Source organism: Frigoribacterium sp. Leaf186 (genome assembly GCF_001423905.1).
Classification (GTDB): Bacteria; Actinomycetota; Actinomycetes; order Actinomycetales; family Microbacteriaceae; genus Frigoribacterium.
Map to the genome: position 1 here is coordinate 751,841 of NZ_LMPQ01000001.1, position 21,925 is coordinate 773,765.

General features: G+C 70.5%; 19 protein-coding genes and 1 tRNA gene. 12 read left to right on the plus strand and 8 right to left on the minus strand.

Going from position 1 to position 21,925, the window contains the following annotated elements; genetic code table 11:
- The first annotated feature begins 173 nt into the window (after positions 1-173).
- Genes ASG05_RS03460 through ASG05_RS03475 form a run of 4 tightly spaced genes read left to right on the plus strand, consistent with a single transcriptional unit; the run spans position 174 to position 3,863 of the window.
- Positions 174-1,367, plus strand: coding sequence for a hypothetical protein (locus ASG05_RS03460; RefSeq protein ID WP_157490034.1), 1,194 nt, complete (start codon positions 174-176; stop codon positions 1,365-1,367).
- Positions 1,364-2,341: an ABC transporter ATP-binding protein gene (locus tag ASG05_RS03465; RefSeq protein ID WP_056257330.1), complete on the plus strand. Its 978-nt coding sequence runs from the start codon at positions 1,364-1,366 to the stop codon at positions 2,339-2,341. The genes ASG05_RS03460 and ASG05_RS03465 overlap by 4 nt, the downstream gene beginning before the upstream one ends.
- Entirely contained in the window at positions 2,338-3,081 is a 744-nt protein-coding gene (locus ASG05_RS03470; protein WP_157490035.1) for a hypothetical protein, read from the plus strand. Before ASG05_RS03465 ends, ASG05_RS03470 begins: the two co-directional genes overlap by 4 nt.
- Positions 3,078-3,863: a hypothetical protein gene (locus ASG05_RS03475; protein ID WP_157490036.1), complete on the plus strand. Its 786-nt coding sequence runs from the start codon at positions 3,078-3,080 to the stop codon at positions 3,861-3,863. Before ASG05_RS03470 ends, ASG05_RS03475 begins: the two co-directional genes overlap by 4 nt.
- A gap of 13 nt (positions 3,864-3,876) precedes the next feature.
- Here ASG05_RS03475 and ASG05_RS03480 read toward each other — a convergent pair whose 3' ends face one another.
- The 6 genes from ASG05_RS03480 to leuC all read right to left on the minus strand — a co-directional run bounded on the left by ASG05_RS03480 (position 3,877) and on the right by leuC (position 10,496).
- Positions 3,877-5,076, minus strand: coding sequence for a D-alanine--D-alanine ligase family protein (locus ASG05_RS03480; RefSeq protein ID WP_082486307.1), 1,200 nt, complete (start codon positions 5,074-5,076; stop codon positions 3,877-3,879).
- 91 nt (positions 5,077-5,167) lie between these two features.
- Entirely contained in the window at positions 5,168-6,181 is a 1,014-nt protein-coding gene (locus ASG05_RS03485; protein WP_056258374.1) for an NAD(P)H-dependent glycerol-3-phosphate dehydrogenase, read from the minus strand.
- Positions 6,182-6,254: 73 nt separating this feature from the next.
- Positions 6,255-7,037, minus strand: coding sequence for a 1-acyl-sn-glycerol-3-phosphate acyltransferase (locus tag ASG05_RS03490; RefSeq protein WP_056257339.1), 783 nt, complete (start codon positions 7,035-7,037; stop codon positions 6,255-6,257).
- A gap of 7 nt (positions 7,038-7,044) precedes the next feature.
- On the minus strand, positions 7,045-8,412 hold the full coding sequence (murA, locus tag ASG05_RS03495; protein WP_055971815.1) for a UDP-N-acetylglucosamine 1-carboxyvinyltransferase: 1,368 nt from the start codon (positions 8,410-8,412) through the stop codon (positions 7,045-7,047).
- Positions 8,413-9,009, minus strand: a complete 597-nt coding sequence (leuD, locus tag ASG05_RS03500) for a 3-isopropylmalate dehydratase small subunit (protein ID WP_056257343.1) — start codon at positions 9,007-9,009, stop codon at positions 8,413-8,415.
- Positions 9,009-10,496, minus strand: coding sequence for a 3-isopropylmalate dehydratase large subunit (leuC, locus tag ASG05_RS03505; protein ID WP_056257345.1), 1,488 nt, complete (start codon positions 10,494-10,496; stop codon positions 9,009-9,011). The genes leuD and leuC overlap by 1 nt, the downstream gene beginning before the upstream one ends.
- 240 nt (positions 10,497-10,736) lie before the next feature.
- Between leuC and ASG05_RS03510 the strand changes: the two genes are divergently transcribed.
- The 7 genes from ASG05_RS03510 (at position 10,737) to ASG05_RS03540 (ending at position 19,218) form a co-directional block, all read left to right on the plus strand.
- Entirely contained in the window at positions 10,737-12,236 is a 1,500-nt protein-coding gene (locus ASG05_RS03510) for a PQQ-binding-like beta-propeller repeat protein (protein WP_056257348.1), read from the plus strand.
- Positions 12,233-13,678 (plus strand): hypothetical protein, encoded by a 1,446-nt coding sequence (locus ASG05_RS03515; RefSeq protein ID WP_056257352.1) that lies wholly within the window; start codon positions 12,233-12,235, stop codon positions 13,676-13,678. Before ASG05_RS03510 ends, ASG05_RS03515 begins: the two co-directional genes overlap by 4 nt.
- 51 nt (positions 13,679-13,729) lie before the next feature.
- Complete coding sequence (locus ASG05_RS03520) at positions 13,730-14,374, plus strand: alpha-ketoglutarate-dependent dioxygenase AlkB (protein ID WP_056257354.1); 645 nt, start codon at positions 13,730-13,732, stop codon at positions 14,372-14,374.
- A gap of 89 nt (positions 14,375-14,463) precedes the next feature.
- Positions 14,464-15,495, plus strand: coding sequence for a LacI family DNA-binding transcriptional regulator (locus ASG05_RS03525; protein ID WP_056257357.1), 1,032 nt, complete (start codon positions 14,464-14,466; stop codon positions 15,493-15,495).
- 128 nt (positions 15,496-15,623) lie between these two features.
- Positions 15,624-16,982: an ABC transporter substrate-binding protein gene (locus ASG05_RS03530; RefSeq protein ID WP_056257361.1), complete on the plus strand. Its 1,359-nt coding sequence runs from the start codon at positions 15,624-15,626 to the stop codon at positions 16,980-16,982.
- A gap of 116 nt (positions 16,983-17,098) precedes the next feature.
- On the plus strand, positions 17,099-18,238 hold the full coding sequence (locus tag ASG05_RS03535) for a carbohydrate ABC transporter permease (RefSeq protein ID WP_056257364.1): 1,140 nt from the start codon (positions 17,099-17,101) through the stop codon (positions 18,236-18,238).
- Complete coding sequence (locus tag ASG05_RS03540) at positions 18,235-19,218, plus strand: carbohydrate ABC transporter permease (RefSeq protein ID WP_056257367.1); 984 nt, start codon at positions 18,235-18,237, stop codon at positions 19,216-19,218. Before ASG05_RS03535 ends, ASG05_RS03540 begins: the two co-directional genes overlap by 4 nt.
- A gap of 177 nt (positions 19,219-19,395) precedes the next feature.
- Here ASG05_RS03540 and ASG05_RS03545 read toward each other — a convergent pair.
- Positions 19,396-19,471: transfer RNA gene (locus ASG05_RS03545), tRNA-Glu, on the minus strand.
- Between the two features lie 102 nt (positions 19,472-19,573).
- Between ASG05_RS03545 and ASG05_RS03550 the strand changes: the two genes are divergently transcribed.
- Positions 19,574-20,209, plus strand: a complete 636-nt coding sequence (locus ASG05_RS03550; RefSeq protein WP_056257370.1) for an MBL fold metallo-hydrolase — start codon at positions 19,574-19,576, stop codon at positions 20,207-20,209.
- 100 nt (positions 20,210-20,309) lie between these two features.
- On the opposite strand, the gene serA is transcribed toward ASG05_RS03550, so the two are convergent.
- Complete coding sequence (serA, locus tag ASG05_RS03555) at positions 20,310-21,899, minus strand: phosphoglycerate dehydrogenase (protein ID WP_056258377.1); 1,590 nt, start codon at positions 21,897-21,899, stop codon at positions 20,310-20,312.
- Positions 21,900-21,925: the final 26 nt, after the last annotated feature.

Below are 21,925 nucleotides of genomic sequence, written 5' to 3' on the forward strand. Positions count from 1 at the left end.
ATAGATGACGTCAGACATTTCGTCGAATGGGAGGGAGGTGAGCCATGAGCATGGAACAGGTACTCGCGGACCTGCGCGACGAGTTCTCGTTCGTCGCATCGAACCCTTCAGGCTGGAACCACTGAAACGAAGGGCCGCCTGCTGTGCAGGCGGCCCTCTCCACAAGGGTCGACATGTTCTCTCTCTCCTCTATTTCCGTGCATCGAACAGCGCGATCGTTGCTCGAACAGGCTGACGGCACTCGGCTGGGAGCCGCGCAGACGGCCTTCACGCACCGTGCCCAGATCGCAACCTGCACATATCCCTCCCTCCACCGCCCCATCGACGCCCCGAACCATCTGACCGATCTCGGCATCCGGGTGAGCAGCGATCCGTTCGTGTTCTTGACAGCGGCAACTGAAACTTTGGGCCTCGATCGGATGACGGCCCCCTGGACGAACCAGGAGGCCGTTCTCCGTGCCTGGTTCGATGACGAGCTGACCGAACCCGAGATCGTCAGTCATCTCGATGCACTCGTGTCATTCGCCGGGCGCTGGGGGGATGCCGGTGAGATCGCGTCGCAGCTCGTCACGGGTTCGCGACCCATGCGGACGACACGCTTGCAGACCTATGTCGCCTGTGCGTTGGCTGCTCGGCATGACGCCCGGTGCCTCCAGGCATTCGACGACGTGGCGACCCGGTCGGACGCTTGCCCTCTCGATGAAGCGATGGCCCGAGTCCGGGCGGCCGCCTGGTTGGTCAAGAGAGTCGATGACGTGAAGGGAGCCGGGCATCGACTCGTCCGGCTGCAGGCTCTCATCGACGCGTGGCGACGTCATGCGGTGATCAGCGAGGCCGACGCGGACACTCTCGAGGGAGTGGCGAAGAACCTGCTCGCGCTGGTCGATCTCAGAGCCGGAAGGCCTGGAGCAGCACGGGCGAACCTCCAACAGGCCATATCGCTGCTGGGCGAGGGAGACCTGGTGACGGTGGCACCCGATCGACGGGCGCGCTATGCCGCGCAGGCTCGGCTCAACGGCATCCAACTCCTGGCTTCGACTTCCGGTTGGGTCGTGGCGTCAGCGCGCGCACTCGAACACGTCGAGTGGTGTCGAGCGCACCACGACGGATCGGTCAGCGAGGCCATGGCCGTTGCCGCGTACGCCCTCTTTCGCGCAGGGGATCTCGTGAAAGCGGATCGACTCGCGCGCCAAGCGGCGCTGGTGATCGCTCGAGAAGGGTCGCCGATGCGGCTGTCCGCGGTACGCAAGACCCTGATCGGCACTCTCCACGCAGCCGGTCGAGAGGACGAGGCCCTCGGACTGGTGCAGGACCTCACAGCCGATCCGCTGGGGCTGTGTCTCGATGACCACGAGGTCGACGCATGACTCGAGCAGCCCTCGAGCTGGTCGACGTGTCGCGGGTCTTCCGTCGGGGTGCCACACGCAGGGTCGCCGTCGACGGGTTCGACTTGACCCTTGCACCGTCCAGCGTCACCTGTCTGCTCGGGCCGAACGGTGCCGGCAAGACCACGACCGTCAAGATGGCCTCGACCCTCCTCGCACCCACGTCGGGCGAGGTCGTCGTCGCCGGCGTCGACGCCGTCCGGCGCCCCCGCGAGGCCCGGCGTCACCTCGGACTCGTCCTCGGTGGCGACCGGGGCTTCTACCTTCGGGCCACGGCTCGCGAGAACCTTCGATTCTTTGCCACCCTCACGGCCGTGCCCACCCGGCTCCATCGGTCCCGAGTGACGGAACTCCTCGCGACGGTGGGTCTGTCCGACCGCGCCGACGATCGCGTCGAAACGTTCTCACGAGGCATGCGTCAACGCCTCCACCTGGCGCGAGCCCTGCTGGGCGAACCCACGGTCGTCCTGTTCGACGAGCCCTCGATCGGCCTCGATCCCGAGGGCGCTCGCGACCTTCGTGACCTCGTCGTACAGCAGCGGGACCATGGACGTAGCATCCTCCTGACGACACACGACCTGAACGAAGCCGAAGCCCTGTCCGACACCGTGATCGTGATCGACGACGGGCGGACGGTCGCGAGCGGCGACGCCCGACACGTCGCCCAGCTCGCAGGCGTCGAACTCGTGACGACGACGTCGCTCCCCCTCCTGCCACCGTCGCTCGTGCCTCGCCTCATGGACCGTGCCGACGTCGCGGAAGTCGTCGTCCGGCAGAAGCCGTTCGCGGCCGAAGTCGACATCTTCTGGACGACCGGCTCGGCACTCCCCCCGTCGGGTTCCCGCCTCGTCGACGTCCTGACCGTGGAACCGCACTGGACGACGACCAGGCCGGTGTCGCTGCACGAGGCGTACCTCGCGTTCATCGCCCGTGCACGTCGGATCGAGACGTCGTGACACGTGTGTTGACGATGACGGCGTTCCACTCCCGCCAGCTCCTGCGCACCAGCTTCTTCCTGCACGAGTCGCTCCTCGCCCCGATGGCGTTCATGACGCTCCTCGCAATGGGCCGACGGGCCTCGGGCGTCGATGTCGGCACCGACCTCTGGGTCACGGCCACGACGGCCGGCCTCTGGTCGACGACCACGCTCGCCGTCGGCATCATCGGGTTCCAGAGGCACCAGGGCACCCTCGAGCACCTCGTCCTCACCTGTCGGCCCCCCGGAGTCGTCTTCGGTGCCCTCACCTCTGCAGCGGCCGCCATCGGTCTCGCAGGACTGCCCGGCTGCCTCGCACTCCAGTGGGCGCTGACACGTCAGGTCAGCACGTCGTGGCAAGCAGTGACGAGCATCGCGGCGAGCGGCGTGGCCTGCGCGGCGAGTGCAGCCGTCCTCAGCTCGTTCTTCGTCCTCGTCCGTTCCGCGACCGTCTTCGAACCCCTCGTCCTGCTTCCGGTCTGGCTGCTCTCCGGACTGACGGTGCCCGTCGACGCCCTGCCCAGCGGCCTGGCGCTCGTGGCACGTCTGCATCCCCTGACCTCCGCCGTGGCGATCGCCCACACCACGGAAGCCACGACGTCCTTGTCCCTGCTCGGCGCCTCCCTCGTCACGTCGGGCATCTGGGGCGTCCTCGCGGCCGCGCTGTCGGCCAGAGCGCACCGGGCGGCTCTCGTTCACGGAACGCTGGGCCTGTCGTGATGCGGGGCGCATCGTCGGTCGTCCTCGCGGCTGCCACCATCGCGTTCCGGAGCCGGGTCGAGTTCACGACCAAGGCGGGTGTCGTGGTGCGCTATCTCGCCGTCCCGTGTCTGACGGCATGGCTCTTCCTCGCCTTCGCCTCGGGCGGGATGGACAGGGCACCCACCTCGAGGGACGCCCTCTGTGCTGGTCTCGCCACCGCGGCCCTCGCATCGTCCACGGCGTTGACCGAGCTCATGTCGGTGGACCGTTTCGAGGGCGTCACGGCTTTCATCGTCACGGCATCACGCGGTCGCCTCCTCGGCTGGCTGGGAAGGGCGGGGTTCGTCTCGGCCACCGGCGCGGTGACGGGCCTCGTGGGGACCACGGCTTCGCTCGTCGTCACCGCCGGCGCGGGCGCCGTCTTCTCGCCCACCGATCTGCTCGCCATCCCCCTCGGGTCGCTCTCGAGTGTCGGCGTCGGTCTCACGGTCGGCGCGATCGGCCTCGTCCAACGCGACTCGTTGCTCTTGTCCAACCTGGTGCAGCGCGGACTGCCGATCGTCTGCGGTGTCGTCGCCCCACTCGGTGGCCTCGTCTCGGGAGGCGATGCCGTCGCCGGCCTGTTCCCGCTCGGGCTGCTCGTCCAGTCGACCCGGCAGGAATCCTTCTGGAATCCGCACGACCTGACGACGTTGCTCGTCTGTTCGATGGTGTGGATCGTTGTCGGACTGCTGCTCAGGGTGTCGCTCGAGAGGCACGCGCGGCGGCGAGGCACCTCCGAGTTGCTGACGGCCGGATGACGAGCAGGCGCGGTCAGCGCTCCGTCTCGAGGCCGAGCGCGATGAGTTCGTCGATCAGCTGGGGGTAGCTGAGGCCGCTCGCGAGCCAGCAGGCGGGGAACATCGAGATGGGGGTGAAGCCGGGCATGGTGTTGACCTCGTTGATCACCCAGCCGTCGTCGGTGAGGAAGAAGTCGACCCGGGCGAGGCCGGTGCCGTCGATGGCCTCGAAGGCGAGCGCGGCGAGGCGCTGCATCTCGGCGAGCTCGTCGCCGCTGAGGTCGGCCGGGCAGACGAGGTCGGCACCGGGCGCACCGAGGTACTTCGACTCGAAGTCGTAGAAGGTGTCGCTCGCGAGGACGATCTCGCCCGCGACCGAGGTGCGCGGCGACGCCCCGTCACGCCCGCCGAGAACGGCGCACTCGATCTCGCGGCCGACGACCGCGGACTCGACGAGCACCTTGTGGTCCTCGGCGTACGCCTTCGCCATGGCCGCGCCCAGCTCGGCGGGTGAATCGACGCGCGACACCCCCACGCTCGAACCGGCCCGGGCCGGCTTGACGAACATCGGGTACCCGAGCGCCTCGACGTCGGCGGCGACGCGGTCGGGCGCGGCGTCCCAGTCGCGGCGACGAACCGTGCGCCACGGCGCGACGGCCACGCCGGCGGCCTGCAACACCGTCTTCGTGAAGTGCTTGTCCATGCCGAGCGACGAGGCGAGGACGCCGGCCCCGACGTACGGGAGGCCGGTCAGTTCGAGGAGGCCCTGCACCGTGCCGTCCTCACCGAACGGGCCGTGCAGGATGGGGAAGACCACGTCGACCTCGCCCAGCAGGCGGGTCGAGCCGTCGGCCTCGGTCACCATGAGCTCACGGGTGGTGGACGACTCGGGCCAGTGCACCCGCGTGCCGTTGTCGACGACGGTCGGCAGGGTCTCGGCGTCGAGCGCGAACCGCGACGCGTCGTCGGGCTGCAACGTGAAGGCGCCCTCGGCCGTGATGCCGACCGGCACCACCTCGAACCGCTCCCGGTCGATCGCCGAGAGGACTCCTCCGGCCGTCGCACAGCTGATCGAGTGCTCGCTCGACCGGCCGCCGAAGAGAACGACCACGACGGTCTTCGCCGGGCCGACCGACGACGGGTCGGTCGCGCCGGGGGCGGTCGCGGCGGGGCTGGTCACGTCGGGATCGGTCGCGACGGGGGCGGTCGTCGGAGTCGGGTCGCTGGTCGCCATGGAGGGGCCTTTCTTCGGTGTCACGGCCCACGGGCCGACCCGCGGTGGCGGGCTCTGGTCGGCGCACGCCCCGGCGGCGACGACCTCGAGGTCACTCGCCCTGCGGCTCGTCCGTCTCGGTGAGGTGCGGGGCGATGTTGCGCGGGTCCAGCGTACCGGCGAGCACCTCGGCCACCTGCTGGACGATGGGCATGTCGACGCCCCGCGACCGGGCCAGTTCGAGGATGGGTGCCACCGACGCCAGCCCCTCGGCGGTCTGGTTCATCTGACGCACCACGTCACCGAAGGCGTACCCCTGACCGAGCAACCGGCCCGCCGTGTTGTTGCGCGACAGCGGCGACTCGCAGGTGGCGATGAGGTCGCCGAGCCCGGCGAGCCCGGCGAGCGTCTCGGCCTTGGCACCGAACGAGACCGCGAACGCGGTCATCTCGGCCAGGCCCCGCGTGATGATCGAGGCCTTCGTGTTCTCGCCGTAACCGACCCCGTCGACGATGCCGATGGCGACGGCGATGAGGTTCTTCAGCACGCCGCCGAACTCGGTGCCGATCACGTCGGTGTTGACGAACGACCGGAAGTACGGGTTGGTGGCCGTGGCCGCGACGAGGGTCGCGGTCTCGAGGCTGTGGGACGACACCACGGCGGCCGTCGGCTGCCGCTTCGCGATCTCGAGGGCGAGGTTCGGACCGGACGCGACGGCGATCAGGTCGCGCTCGATGCCGAGCTCGGCCTCGATGACCTGACTCATGCGGAGCCCGGTCGCCTTCTCGACGCCCTTCATCAGGCTGACCACCGGTACGCCGCCGGGCACGAGCCCCCGGATGGCCGTCAGGTTCTCGCGCAGCGTCTGACTCGGCACCGAGAGGTAGACCTGCTCGGCGCCGGCGAGGGCCTGCTCGACCGACGGGGTCGCCACGAGCGTGCGGGGCAGGTTGATGCCCGGCAGGTAGTCGGTGTTGCGCTTGCTCTCGGTGATCTCGCGGGCCACCTCGGGACGGCGGGCCCACAGGGTGACGTCGGCACCGCCCTCGGCGAGCACCTTGGCGAAGGTCGTGCCCCAGCTGCCCGACCCGAGCACGGCGACCCGACGCGGGATGGCCTCGCGCATGACGATCGAGATCGCCTCGGTCGTGACCGCCCCGTCGCCGAGAGCCTCGATGGCGCCTTCGCGTGACTCGGAGCTACTCAAAGCGGCCTGTCTCCTTCTGGTGGTTCTTGGCGGGGTTCCAGCGCTCGGCGGGTGCCGTCTCGGCCCGAAGCCGCTCCACGAGCTCGGTCACGGCCTGCATGACGAGCGCCGTGGCGGCCGTGACGGACGCCTGGTCGAGCGGTCGGTCGCGATAGGCCGAGAGGTCGACGGGATCGCCGATCACGACGGTGATGCGCTTGCGGGGGAAGGCGTGCAGCCGGCTCGAGTAGCGCCCCATCAGGTGCTGGCTGCCCCAGTGGGCCATGGGGATGAGCGGGACCCCGGCGGCGAGGGCGAGCCGCACCGCCCCGCTCTTGCCCTTCATGGGCCAGAGATCGGGGTCGCGGGTCAGCGTGCCCTCGGGGTAGACGATCACGCCGCCACCGCTCGCCACGAGGGTGCGACCGGCGGCGAGGGGGTCGTTGTCGTGCGTCCGACCGGCCCGTTCGACCGGGATGTGCCCCATGGCGTGCATCATGCGGCCGAAGATCGGCACCCGGAAGAGCGACGCCTTGGCCAGGAAGCGCGGGACGCGGCCGAGGGCCCACATGACCCGGCCGACGACGACCGGGTCGATGTTCGTGTAGTGGTTCGGCGTCAGGACGAACGCGCCCTCGGCCGGCAACTTGTGACCGTCGACGATGTCGATCGAGGCCATCAGGTCGAACAGCGGCGCCGCGGGCGTCGCCAGGGTGCGGAAGAACGCGCCTTTCTCCTTGCGACGCCCTCGCGCCGGGACCGGGACGACGGGGGCGTCGGGGTCGGCAGTCGACACCGGCCGATCAGCCCTTGAAGTCGAAGTCGGCGCCGAGCTTGCGCAGCTTCGCGATGAAGTGCTCGTAGCCGCGGCTGATGATGCCGACGTTGCTGATCTTCGACTCGCCCTCGGCGGTCAGGGCCGCGATCAGGTGGCTGAAGCCACCGCGCAGGTCGGGCACCCGGATGTCGGCCCCGTGCAGCGCCGTCGGGCCGTTGATGACCGCGGCCTGCTCGAACTCGCGACGCGCGACGCGGCGGTCGTGGTCGGGCAGTCCGTCTTTGTGCACGGTGATGTCGGCACCCATGTCGTTGAGGGCCTCGGTGAACTGGAAGCGGTTCTCGTACACCGTCTCGTGAACGACCGAGGTGCCCTGCGCCTGCGTGAGGGCGACGATCAGGGGCTGCTGCCAGTCGGTCATGAAGCCGGGGTGCACGTCGGTCTCGACGACGACGGGCTTGAGCTCGCCACCGGGGTGGAAGAAGCGGATGCCGTCCTCGTGGACGTCGAAGTCGCCGCCGACCTTGCGGAAGACGTTCAAGAACGTCATCAGGTCTTTCTGGTCGGCACCCTCGACGAAGATGTCGCCCTTGGTCGCGAGCGCGGCCGAGGCCCAGCTGGCGGCCTCGTTGCGGTCGTTGATCGCCCGGTGCGTGTAGCCCCGGAGCTTCTCGACGCCCTCGATGAAGATGACGCGGTTCGGCTCGACCGAGACGACGGCGCCCATCTTCTGCAGGATGGCGATGAGGTCCATGATCTCGGGCTCGATCGCGGCGTTGCGCAGTTCGGTGACGCCCTTGGCGAGCACCGCGGTCAGCAGCACCTGCTCGGTGGCGCCGACGCTCGGGTAGGGCAGCTCGATGTTGGCACCGGTGAGGCCGTTGGGCGCCGTGAGGTGGATGCCGTTGTACGACTTGTCGACGACGGCGCCGAAGGCCCGCAGGGCGTCGAGGTGGAAGTCGATCGGTCGGTCGCCGATGCGGCAGCCACCGAGGTCGGGGATGAACGCCTCGCCGAGACGGTGCAGCAGCGGACCGCAGAAGAGGATCGGGATGCGGCTCGAACCCGCGTGGGCGTCGATCTCGGCGAAGTGGGCGCTCTCGACGTTGGAGGGGTCGAGGATCATCTCGCCGCGCGCCGGGTCGGTGATTCGCACGCCGTGGACCGAGAGGAGCCCGCGGACGACGTTGACGTCGCTGATGTCGGGGACGTCCTTCAAGATGCTGGGGGTGTCGCCCAGCAGCGCCGCGACCATCGCCTTGGTGGCGAGGTTCTTCGCGCCGCGCACCTCGATGCGACCGATGAGCGGCTTGCCGCCCCGGATGACGATCTCATCGGAGGTCAGCCCCACACGGGCACCTGCTGCTGCTGCGTCTTGGACGAGAGAGTTCACTTACTTCACCGGCAATGTCTTCGGGCGCCAGGAGGCGCGACGGGATTCGAATTCTGTGATGGCCGCTTCGTCGCGGAGGGTCAGGCCGATGTCGTCGAGGCCTTCGAGGAGACGCCACTTAGTGTAGGCATCGACTTCGAATCCGACGGTGAGGCTGCCGACCGTGGCGGTCTGCGCCACGAGGTCGACCGTGATCTCGACGCCCGGGTGCTCGTCGATCTCGGCCCAGATCCGCTCGACGTCGTCTTCGGCGACGGCTGCGGCGAGCAGCCCCTGTTTGCCGGAGTTGCCGCGGAAGATGTCGCCGAAGCGCGAGCTGATGATGACGTCGAAGCCGAAGTCGCGGAGCGCCCAGACGGCGTGCTCCCGGCTCGACCCGGTGCCGAAGTCGGGGCCCGCGACGAGGACGCGCGCGCCCTGGAACACCGGCTGGTTCAGCACGAACTCCGGGTCGTTGCGCCACCCGAAGAAGAGGGCGTCCTCGAAACCGGTCTTGGTGACGCGCTTGAGGAACTGCGCCGGGATGATCTGGTCGGTGTCGACGTTCGAGCGCTTGAGCGGCGCGGCGACGCCGGTGACGGTGGTGAACTTCTGCATCAGAGGGCCCCTGCCCGGTCGGTGCCGTCGGCGAGGACGGGTTCGGCGTCCGATCGGGCGTCGACCGGTGCCCCGGCGTCGTCGGCCTGGAGGTCCCACGGCGACGAGAGCGTTCCCCGCACGGCGGTGGCCGCGGCGACGAGCGGCGACACGAGGTGCGTGCGGCCCCCCTTGCCCTGACGGCCCTCGAAGTTGCGGTTCGACGTCGACGCGCAACGCTCGCCCGGGGCCAGCTGGTCGGGGTTCATGCCGAGGCACATCGAGCACCCGGCGAACCGCCACTCGGCGCCGAAGTCGGTGAAGACCCTGTCGAGGCCCTCGGCCTCGGCCTCGAGCCGGACGCGCGCCGAGCCCGGCACGACCATGACGCGGACGCCCTCGGCCTTCGTGCGGCCACGGACGATCGACGCGAACGCCCGCAGGTCTTCGATGCGGCTGTTGGTGCACGAGCCCATGAAGACGGCGTCGACCGGGATGGCCTTCATCGGCGTGCCGGCCTCGAGTGCCATGTACTCGAGGGCTCGCGTCGCCGCGGCCTTCTCGTTCGGGTCGACGACGGACTCGGGGTCGGGCACGGAGTCGCTGAGCGACACGCCCTGGCCGGGGTTGGTGCCCCAGGTGACGAACGGCTCGAGGGTGTCGGCGTCGAGGAAGATCTCGGCGTCGAACACCGCGTCGTCGTCGGTGGGCAGGGTGTCCCAGTAGGCGACCGCGTCGTCCCAGTCGGCGCCGGTCGGAGCGTGCGGTCGACCCTGCAGGTAGTCGTAGGTGGTCTGGTCGGGCGCGACCATGCCCGCGCGGGCCCCGGCCTCGATCGACATGTTGCAGATCGTCATGCGCCCCTCCATCGAGAGGGAGCGGATGGCGCTGCCGCGGTACTCGAGCACGTAGCCCTGCCCGCCGCCGGTGCCGATCTGCGCGATGACCGCCAGGATGATGTCCTTCGCGGTGACGCCGGGGCGCAGCGTGCCCTCGACGGTGACCGCCATGGTCTTGAAGGGCTTGAGCGGCAGCGTCTGCGTCGCCATGACGTGCTCGACCTCGCTCGTGCCGATGCCGAACGCCATTGCCCCGAAGGCCCCGTGGGTCGACGTGTGCGAGTCGCCGCAGACGACCGTGACGCCCGGCATCGTGAGGCCGAGCTGGGGGCCGACGACGTGCACGATGCCCTGCTCGGCGTCGCCCAGCGAGTGCAGGCGGACGCCGAACTCGGCCGTGTTGCGGCGGAGCGTCTCGATCTGCGTGCGGCTGGTCAGGTCGGCGATCGGCTTGTCGATCGCCAGGGTCGGCGTGTTGTGGTCCTCGGTCGCGATGGTGAGGTCGGTGCGACGCAGCGGCCGACCGGCCTGGCGCAGGCCGTCGAAGGCCTGCGGGCTCGTGACCTCGTGGACGAGGTGGAGGTCGATGTAGAGAAGGTCGGGGGCACCGTCTTCGCCCTTGACGACGACGTGGTCGTCCCACACTTTCTCGGCCAGCGTCCTACCCACGGGCACGCCCCTTCTCTTGTATCGACGTCGAGATGATCCGAGGAGTCTACGCCAGTGCCTCCGGCGTCCGTCCCGACGGTCGAGGGGTGGAACCCCGCCCCGGCGGCGGTCATTCCCACCCCGGCGAGGCGGTGGCACGGCCGGGGCGTCGCCACGGCGAGCGCCGCGGCCCAGGGCTCCGAATAGCATGACGACACCCGTCGGGCGGACGACGGCTGCGCTCGACGAGGAGGCCGACCCATGAGCCACCCCGAGCGCGCGCGCGATCACCCCGAGGAGGCGCGGGTCGCGGGCCGCTGGCACCGCGCCTCCCCGGCTCGTCGCCTGGCCTCGGTGCTGGGCGCCCTGGTCGTGGCGACCGCGCTCGTGGCCGCCGGGGCGGTCTCGGTCGCCCCCGACTACGGCGACGGCCGGCCCTGGACCGGACTCGCCGTGGACGACCTGCGGCGCGCGCCGGACGCGACCGGCTGGACGCTCGACCTCGCCGCCACCCTGGCCCCCGACGCCCCGCGGCGGTGCCTGAACTTCTGGACGTCCCCGGCCGTCGACGGGCTGGTCGCCGTCGGCACCTCGGTCGACCTCGACTTCGGCGACGCCCTGGGGTCGCCGGCGTGCCGGTCGTACGCCTCGGAGGCCACCACCAGCCTCATCGGCCTGGTCGAGACGGCCACGGGCACGGTGCGCTGGGTGCACGACCTGGCCCGGGACGTGCCCGACACCGACGCGCTGAGCATCCCGGCGACCCAGGTCGTGCCGGCGGCCGGACGCGTGCTCGTGCAGACCCAGACCACGGGGGCCACGGTGCTCGCCGCGCTCGACCTGCGCGACGGGTCGCTGGTCGAGTCGACGCGCGGCCGGCGCGACCTGCCGAGCGTCAGCGTCGACTCTCGCGGGCCGCTGCAGCTGCGCACCTTCTCGGGCATCGCGGGGTCGGGCGACCGGTACCAGCTGGTCGAGGCCTCGCGCCTCGACGACCCGGTGTGGGAGGGCGGGGTCGACTCGGGCAGCACGCCGGCGTTGCTGGACGCCGGCGCCCTGGTCTCGCAGGGCGGCGAGACGGTGCTCGTCGACGGCACGACGGGAGACGAGCGACCGTTCGCGGCGTCGCCCGACGTCATCGCCGTCCCGCCGGTGGGAGCCGTCGTCACGACCGACGACGGCCGTCGCGTCGTCGCGTTCGGCATCGAGTTCACCCGGGCGAACGGCACGGTGTCGGCGCTCGACGAACGCGGCGACGCCGTGTGGAGCCGGCCGACGAGCGGACGCCGGCTGGCGGTCACGCCGTCCTGCGTGATCGTCGTCACCCGCGGCGACACGGCGGCGGAATGCCTCGACCCCCGCGACGGCGACGTGCGGTGGAGCACCGACCTGGGCGCCCCGTTCGCGATCGAGGCCGTGCCGGGCCAACGGGGTGACGAGGTGTTCGTGATCGTCCAACGGGACGGCGGGTCGCGGTTGCTCGCCCTCGACGGCGGGGACGGGCACACCCGGTTCAGCTCGGCCGTGGGGCTGCTCGACGACCTCTCGGCGGCGGGCCGATCGGTGCTCTACCTGCAGACCGACGACGGCCGGTCGTCGGGGCGCGACGTGGCCGCCCTCGACCTGGCGGACGGCCGACCGCTCTGGTCGACCTCGACGTCCGGCACCGTGGTGTTCTGGGGCGGGCACCTGGTGCGGATCGACGAGCGGGGCGTGGCCCGGCGACTCGTCGACACCGCCCGCGTCGGAGCGACGTCGTGAGGGCGGGGCGTCGGCTGACCGGGGTCTACGCCGCCCTGGCGCTGGCGGCGATCGCGACGACCGTCGTCGTCGCACCGACCCAGCCCGAGTACGGCGGCGACGGCCCCTGGCAGGGCATCGCCGTCGACGACCTGCGACAGCAGCCGACCACGACCGGCTGGCGGGTCGACCTGCGGGCCGCCCTCGCACCCGGGGCCCCGCCCGAGTGCCTGCGGTACCGGTCGACGCCCGTCGACCAGGGGCTCGCGCTCGTCAGCGCGGCCGGCGCCTGGACCTACGGCTTCGCCAACGACGGCGACTGCGCCACCCCGACCCAGGGCGTGGGCACCCGCATCGGCGCGCTCGACGTCGACCGCGGGGCCTTCCGCTGGGTGCACGACGTGGCCGACGACTTCCACGAGCTCGGGCTGACCGGCCCGGCACTCGTGTCGTCCGTCTCGACGGTGGAGGGTGCCGGTCTGGTGCTCGTCCGGGCGTCCGTCGACGGCGAACAGGTGCTGACGACCCTCTCGACCGAGACCGGTCGACCGGTCGACGTCGTCTCGACCGGTTCGGCCGGCGACGGGGACCAGTTCCAGACCGCGGGCGCCGTCGTGGTCACCGGGCGTCAGCAGGGCGTCGGCGGCGTCTACCGGTACGAGCTGCGGGACGCCCGCGACCTCGGCCGGGTCGTCTGGAGCGGCGCCGCCTCGACCGCCGGCATCGCCCTCGCCCTCAGCGACCGCGTCGTCGTGGCCCGGGCGGACGGCTCGGTGCAGGTCGACCTGGCCACGGGCGTCGAGCGGGCCTGGTCGGCCCGGCTCGACCGCCTGGTCGGCTACGTCGTCCACGACGACGTCGTCTACGCCCCCCGAGGAGGCGCGGCCACGGGACGAGGCGACGCCGGCTTCGTCGCGTTGACCGCCGGCGGCGAGCGCCTCTGGAGCTCGGACCGGGACGTCCGGGGCGGGTACTCGGTGACGCGGACCTGCCTCGCGGTGACCGACGTCCGCTCGCGGACCGTGACCTGTCTCGACCTCGCCACGGGCGAGGTGCGCTGGCGCGACCCCGCGTCGAGCTCGTCCGCCGTGGACGGCCTGCCCGGCCAGACCGACGACCGGGTCTTCGCCACGGCGACGGCCGCGGGGCCGGGCCCGGTCGTGGTGCGCGCGCTCGACGGGGCGACCGGCTCGGCCGGCGCACGGGTCTCGTTGCCCGACGGAGCCGTGCTCGCCGCGGCGGGCCGCACCGTCGGCTACGCCCTGGCCTACGGCAGTTCGGGCGGACGCTCGACCCTCGTGGCATTCGACCTCTCGAGCGGACGACCCCTGTGGCAGCACGCCGCGCAGCTGCAGGTCTACGCGTGGGCGGGCCGGTTGGTCGACGTCGACGTCGACGGGGTCGCGCGCGAGCTCGTCGCACCCGACCGGGTGGCCGTCCCGCCGGGTTCGGCCGGAAGCTGACCGATGCACCGCACTCGAACACGTGTTCGACTCGTGACGTAGAATGTGGGCATGAGCATCGCCTTCACCGCCTCGCTGTTCGACGGCCTGTCCGACGGGCCCGACCTCGCGCCGCTCTCCGGTCGCGTCGACCACCTCGACCTGGGCGAGGGCGCGTGGCTCGACGTCGTCCCGGCCTGGGCGTCGCATTCCGACGCCCTGTTCGAACGCCTCGTCACCGACGTCCCGTGGCGGGCCGACCGACGACAGATGTACGACCGCGTCGTCGAGGTGCCCCGCCTGGTCTCCTCCTACGACGCGGGTGACGCCCTGCCCGATCCCGTCCTGGCGCGGGCTCGCGACGACCTCAACGGCTACTACGCCGACGAGCGCGGCGCCCCGGCCGAGCAGCGCTTCGAGCGGGCGGGGCTCTGCTTCTACCGCACGGGCGACGACAGCATCGCCTGGCACGGCGACCACGTGGGGCGGACGCTCGACCGCGACACGATGGTCGGCATCCTCTCGCTCGGGGCACCCCGCACGTTGGCGGTGCGCTCCCGGACGACGGGTGCGACCCGGCGCTTCCCGCTCGGCCACGGCGACCTGCTGGTGATGGGCGGCAGCTGCCAACGCACCCACGAACACGCGATCGCCAAGACGAAGAGGGCCGTCGGGCCCCGCATCAGCGTGCAGTTCCGTCCCGTCTGGCCCGCGTAGACCACCCGGCGGCCCGCGAGGGTCGCTGAACGGGCCGCCCGCCCGTCACTCGTATGCTGTGCACACGATCGACGACGAGGTGGACGAGGATGCCGGCAACCCGCGACGACGTGGCGCGTCTCGCGGGCGTCTCGTCGAGCACCGTCTCGTACGCCATCAGCGGTCGGCGGACGATCTCGGCCGCCACGCGCCAACGCGTCGAACGCGCGATGGCCGAGCTCAACTACACGCCCAACGCCTTCGCGCGCGGACTGGCGGGCGCCCGGGGCGGCATCCTCGCCCTGCACTACCCGTACGGCCGACGGGGGGTGACCTCGTCCGAGTTCGAGTACGTCGCGGCCGCCACCGACCAGGCGAGGCGCCGGGGCTACCACCTGCTGCTCTGGTCCAACCCCATCGACGACGTCGAGGGCCTGGGCAGCCTGGTGAGCGAGGGGCTCGTCGACGGAGTCATCCTGATGGAGCTCACCGCGCACGACGACCGCGTGGCCGTGCTGTCGCGCTCGCGCCTGCCGTTCACCAACATCGGCCGCCCGGACGACGTCGAGGGACTCTGGTTCGTCGACGCGGACTACGAGGCGCTCGGCCGCCTGGCCGTCGACCACGTCGCCGACCTCGGGCACCGGCACGTGTTCTTCCTCAGCCAGGCGATCGAGGCGCCCGAGCGGGGCTCCGGGCCGCTCGGCCGGGCCACGGCGGCGCTCGCCGGGCCCGCGCGGCGGCGAGGGCTCGAGGTCGAGACGCACCTCGCCCGGAACTCCGTGCCCGGCGGTCGCGAGGCGTTCACCGCCTTCGACTCGTCGCCGCACCGGCCGACCGCCGTCATCGCCTTCAACGAGACGGCCCTCGCCGGCTTCGTGCAGGCCGCAGCGACGGCCGGCCGGTCGATCCCGGCGGACGTCACGGTGGTCGCCCTCAGCATCGGCGACCTCGCCGCCGAGATGACGTCTCCCCCGCTCACGACGGTCGCTCCCCCGGGCACCGAGATCGCCGCGGCCGCCGTCGACGACCTGGTCGACCGGATCGAGGGCCGCCGTCTCGAGGCCCCCCAGGTGCTGGTCGGTCCCCGCCTGACGGTGCGGGGGACGTCGGGCACCGCCCCCCGACACGACCGTCCGTAGCAGACGCGGTTGCGCGCCTCCTGCGAGTGTGTGACACTCATCGTCGACGCGCGTCGACGACGACGCGCGGCGGACGACGCCGACAGCACGGTCGTGGTCCGCCCTGGCAACTCAACGAGGAGAAACCCATGCGAGCATCCCTGCACCGCCGTTTCACGGGCCCCCTGGCCATCTTGGCGGCGTCGAGCTTCCTGTTGGCCGGATGCTCCGGCACGGCCGACCCCAACGACCCGAACGCCGGAGGCGCGGGTGCCGGTGACGTCGGGACGGCCGACGGTGTGGTCAACGTCTACGGCACGATCAACGGCGACGAGGCCACCCTGCTCGAGCAGTCGTGGGCCGACTGGGAGAAGGCCAACGACATCGAGATCAAGTACACGGGCGACAAGGAGTTCGAGAAGCAGATCGGAATCAAGGTCCAGGGCGGCGACACCCCCGACCTCGCGATCTTCCCCCAGCCCGGACTGCTCGCCGACACGGTCGCGTCGGGCAAGGTGCAAGAGCTGCCCGCCGACGCCCTCGCCAACGTGAAAGAGGGTTGGTCCGAGGACTGGCAGAAGTACGGCCAGGTCGACGGCACCCAGTACGGCGCCCCGCTGATGGCCAGCGTCAAGGGCTACGTCTGGTACTCCCCCGCCAAGTTCAAGGAGTGGGGTGTCGAGGTGCCGAAGACCTACGACGACCTCGTCGCCCTGTCGAAGACCATCCAGGAGAAGACCGGCGGGCCGTCCTGGTGCGCCGGGTTCAACTCGGGTGAGGCCTCCGGCTGGCCCGGGACCGACTGGGTCGAGGACCTCGTCCTGCGCGAGGCCGGGCCCGACGCGTACGACTCGTGGGTCGCGGGCGACACGAAGTTCACCGACCCCGAGATCAAGGACGCGTTCGACTCCGTCGGCGAGATCCTGCTCGACCCCGACCTCGTCAACGCCGGGTACGGCGACGTGAAGTCGATCAACTCGACGGCCTTCGGCGACGTGGCCACCAACGTCGCGAACGGCAGCTGCGCCCTGACCCACCAGGCCTCGTTCTTCGAGGGCTTCCTGACCGCCGCGAACAACGCGTCCGGCCAGCCCGCCACGGTCGCCGAGGACGGCGACGTCTGGGCGTTCCTGACCCCGCCGATGAAGGAGGACGACCCCGCCGCCGTCACCGGTGGTGGTGAGTTCGTCGCCGCGTTCTCGAACGACGACGACACCGCCAAGGTCCAGGCCTACCTCGCCAGCGCCGACTGGGCGAACAGCCGCGTCTCGCTGGGCGGCGTCATCTCGGCCAACAAGGGCCTCGACCCCGAGAACGCCGGCAGCGACCTGCTGAAGGGCGCCGTCGAGATCCTGCAGGGCACCGACACCACCTTCCGCTTCGACGGTTCCGACCTGATGCCCAAGTCGGTCGGTTCCGACAGCTTCTGGAAGGGCATGGTCGACTGGATCGACGGCACCGACACCGACTCGGTCCTCAGCGAGATCCAGGCCGGCTACACCTCGTAACACCCGCGTCTCAGGGGCCACCGCGAGTCGGTGGCCCCTGACCCCGCGCCCGACCGCCGTCCCCGGCGGCGGTGGACGGTCGCGCCCTGTTCGGACCCGAACGTGAAAGGACAGAGATGTCCAGCTTCTTCCAGTGGTTGGCGGGAATCCCGCCCCTGGCCCAGATCCCCCTGATCCTCGTCGCCTTCACCGCCCTCGTGGCCGTCGTGCTGGTCTTCGTCGAGTTCGCGCCCCGACGCGGGCTGCAGTACACGATCATCCGCCTCGCGGTCTGCGTCGCCGTGCCGGTGGTCGTCCTGTTGGCCTTCGGCCTCTACAACTCGGTGATCTGGGTCGCCGCGATCGCCGCCGTCCTCGGCGGTGGGCTCTTCCTGCTGGACTACCGCTCGAAACGCGGCGCCGGCTACTCGCTGCAGCTCATCGCGTTCATGACGCCCGCCGTGTTCTTCCTGATCATCGGCCTGATCTACCCGACGATCACCACCGCGGGGCAGGCCTTCATGAAGAACGACGGCTCGGGCTTCGCCGGGCTCGACAACTTCGTCTGGGTGTTCACGAGCCCCGACGGCCTCACCGCCTTCGGCAACACGCTGATCTGGGTGCTGCTGGCCCCGATCACCGCCACGGCCATCGGCCTCGCCTACGCCGTCTTCATCGACAAGAGCCGCGGCGAGAAATTCTTGAAGCTGCTCGTCTTCATGCCGATGGCCATCTCGTTCGTCGGCGCCTCGATCATCTTCAAGTTCTTCTACGACATCCGCCAGGGCGACCAGATCGGCCTGCTGAACGGCATCCTCGTCGCCTTCGGCGGACAACCCGTCGACTGGCTCGGCCTCGAACCGTGGAACACCCTGCTGCTCGTCATCGTGCTGATCTGGACGCAGGCCGGCTTCGCCATGACGGTGCTGTCGGCGGCCATCAAGGGCGTCCCGGCCGAACAGCTCGAGGCGGCGTCGCTCGACGGCACCAACGGCTTCCAGGCGTTCCGCCACATCACCGTGCCCGGCATCCGGACGACCATCATCGTCGTGCTCACCACGATCTCGATCGCGTCCCTGAAGGTCTACGACATCGTCTCGGCGATGACCGGCGGCCGCAACGACACGACCATCCTCGCGTTCGAGATGGTCCGGCAGTTCCAGCTCGGCAGCCGCACCGGCTACAGCTCGGCCCTCGCGGTGATCCTGTTCGTCCTCGTGCTGCCGATCGTCATCTACAACGCCCGCCAGATCCAGAAGCAGAGGGAGATCCGATGAGCGCCACACCCACCCCGATCGGGGTCTCGGTCGGCTCGGGCACCGAGCGACAGCTCAAGCGCGGGGTCGCCCGCATCGAGAGCTCGAGCGGCAAGCTCAAGCGCGGCACGACGAGCCGCGGGGCGACGATCGCCGCCCTGATCATCGCCGTCGTCTGGACCCTGCCGACCGCAGGGCTGTTCATCTCGTCCTTCCGTCCGGCGAACGACATCAAGACCACCGGCTGGTGGACCGTCTTCGCCAACCCCGGCTTCACGTTCGACAACTATGTGAACGCCCTCAACTCGGGCGACAGCCTCACCCTCGGCAAGGCCTTCCTCAACTCGCTGGTCATCACGCTGCCGGCGGCGTTGATCCCCATCACGATCGCGAGCCTCGCCGCGTACGCCTTCGCCTGGATCGAGTTCAAGGGCCGCAACACGATCTTCGTCCTGGTGTTCGCCCTGCAGATCGTCCCGATCCAGATGGCACTCGTGCCGTTGCTCCGGCTCTTCTCGGACGGCCTGCGCATCGGCGGGCTCTACATCTTGCCGGGGCTCGGGGTGAACGGCCTCGACGGGTCGTACGCCAAGGTCTGGATCGCCCACACGATCTTCGCGCTCCCCCTCGCCATCTTCATGCTGCACAACTTCATCTCGGAGATCCCGGCCGAGGTGATCGAGGCCGCCCGCATGGACGGCGCCGGTCACGGCCAGGTGTTCTTCCGGATCGTCCTGCCGCTGTCGATGCCGGCCATCGCCTCGTTCGGCATCTTCCAGTTCTTGTGGGTCTGGAACGACCTGCTCGTGGCGACGGTCTTCACGTCGGGTCAGGGATTGCCCATCACCAAGGCCCTGCAAGACCTCTCGGGGTCGTACGGGCAGTCGTGGGAGCTGCTCACGGCCGGGGCCTTCATCTCGATCATCGTGCCGCTGATCGTGTTCTTCGCCCTGCAGCGGTTCTTCGTCCGTGGCCTGCTCGCGGGTGCCACGAAGGGCTGAGACGACCCGCCCGACCGGCCGCGGCCCGACGACGTCATCACGACGGAGTCGGGCCGCTGCTCGTCGTACCCCCCACGGCTGCGTCGGCTGCGACGGCTGCGACGGCTGCGACGTCTGAATCGTCGGCCGTCAACGACGAAACCGCCCGGCGGCAGCCGAGCGGTTTCGTGGTGGTGCTGGTGACCCCAACGGGATTCGAACCCGTGTTACCGCCGTGAGAGGGCGACGTACTAGGCCGCTATACGATGGGGCCGTATTTGCAACTCGTCGAGTATGCCACACCGCGCCAGCCCGTCACAAATCGGGGCACCGGCGTGCCGGGTCCGCCCTCGCGCACGCGCGTACAGTCGCTCTCATGCGCCTCACGAAACTCGAACACGCCTGCCTGATCCTCGAGACGGACGGCCGCAAGCTCGTCGTCGACCCGGGCTCGTTCACGAGCCCCCTGGTCGACCTGCACGACGTCGACGCCGTCGTCGTCACGCACGAACACGCCGACCACTGGACGCCCGACCAGCTGACGAACCTGCTGGCGTCGAACCCGTCGGCCACGATCTACGGGCCCGAGGGCGTGGCCGCCGCGGCCGAGTCCTTCGACGTGCACGTGGTCGCCGAGGGCGACACCGTCGAGGTCGGCCCGTTCACGCTCGCGTTCTACGGCTCACGTCACGCGGTCATCCACGAGAGCATCCCGGTGATCGACAACGTCGGCGTGCTCGTCGACGGGTCGCTGTTCTACCCGGGCGACCAGTTCACCGTCCCGCCCGTGCCCGTCGACGTACTGGCCGCGCCCGTCGGCGCCCCGTGGCTCAAGGTGGCCGAGGTCATCGACTACGTCGCGGCCGTCAAACCCCGCCTGGCGTTCCCCACGCACGAGCAGACCCTCTCCGCGCCCGGACTCGCCATGCACTTCGACCGCATGAAGGCATCCGCACAGTCGGTCGGCGGCGACGCCGTCAAGCTCGAGGCCCACGAGTCCCTCGAACTCTAGGCCCGGCACCGGACGTCCGGTGCCGGGCGTCGGGCGCCCGGACGACGAACCGCCCCTCCCCCGGCACGGCCAGGGTGGGGCGGTTCGTCGTCCGGGGTGGCTAGAGCGTGACGTCGATCTCGCGCAGCACCTGCGCGTCGATGGCCACGCGCACCTTCTCGACGAGCTCGTCGGGCGCGGGGCTGTCGATGGTGAGCACACTGAGCGCCTGACCACCGGCGCTCCGGCGGGCGATCTGCATGCCGGCGATGTTGATGCCGGCGTCGCCGAACTCGCGACCGTAGACCGCGACGATGCCGGGACGGTCGGTGTAGACCATCACGAGGTGGTGGGCCGCGATGGGCACCTCGACGTCGTACCCGTTGATCTCGACGATCTTCTCGACCTGCTTCGTGCCGGTCAGCGTGCCCGACACCGAGATCTGCGAGCCGTCGCTCAACGAGCCGCGCAGGGTGATGACGTTGCGGTACTCGTCGCTGGTGGGGTCGGTGAGCAGCCGCACCGTGATGCCGCGCTGCTCGGCGAGCAGCGGCGCGTTCACGTAGCTGACCGACTCGCTGACGATGTTGGTGAAGATGCCCTTCAGGGCCGCCAGCTTGAGCACGCTGACGTCGAACTCGACCAGGTCGCCCCGCACCTCGACGTCGACGCTCGTCAGCGGGCTGTCGGCGAGGCCCGAGAAGACCTGCCCGATCTTCTCGACCAGGGGGATGCCGGGGCGGACGTAGGGGTCGATCACGCCACCCGCAACGTTGACCGCGTCGGGCACGAGCTCGCCCCCGAGGGCGAGGCGCACCGACCGGGCGACCGAGACGCCGGCCTTCTCTTGTGCCTCGTCGGTCGAGGCGCCGAGGTGCGGGGTGACCACGACGTTCTCGAGACCGAGCAGCTTCTGGTCGACCGGGGGCTCCTTCACGAACACGTCGAGGCCGGCCCCGGCGATCTCGCCGGTCGTGAGGGCCTCGTACAGGCCGTCCTCGTCGATGAGCCCGCCGCGCGCCACGTTCACGACGAAGGCCGACTTCTTCATGGCCTTCATCTGCTCGAGTCCGATCATGCCGGTCGTCTCGGGCGTCTTCGGCATGTGGATCGTGACGAAGTCGCTCGTGGCGAGCAGGTCGTCGAGCGAGAGCAGCGTCACGCCGAGCTGCTGGGCGCGGGCGGGGGTCACGTAGGGGTCGTAGGCGACGACGTTCACGCCGAACGCCTGCAGGCGCGCGGTGATCAGGGCGCCGATGCGGCCCAGCCCGACGATGCCGACCGTCTTCTCGTAGAGCTCGACACCGGTGTACTTCGAGCGCTTCCACTGCCCCTGCGCCAGGGCGGAGTGGGCGGCCGGGATGTGCCGGGCGAGGCTCAGGATGTGCCCGACGGTCAGCTCGGCGGCCGAGATGATGTTCGAGGTCGGGGCGTTGACGACCATGACGCCGGCCGTGGTGGCGGCCTTGATGTCGACGTTGTCGAGACCGACGCCGGCGCGGGCCACGACCTTGAGCGACGGCGCGGCCGCGATGGCCTCGGCGTCGACCTGGGTCGCCGACCGGACGAGGATCGCCTCGGCGTCGGCCAGGGCCGCCAGCAGGGCGGGGCGGTCGGTGCCGTCGACCGATCGCACGTCGAAGTCGGGCCCGAGGGCCTCGACGGTTGCGGGTGACAGTTCTTCTGCGATCAACACGACGGGCTTGGCCACGGGGCGGACGTCCTTCTCTGGGTGGT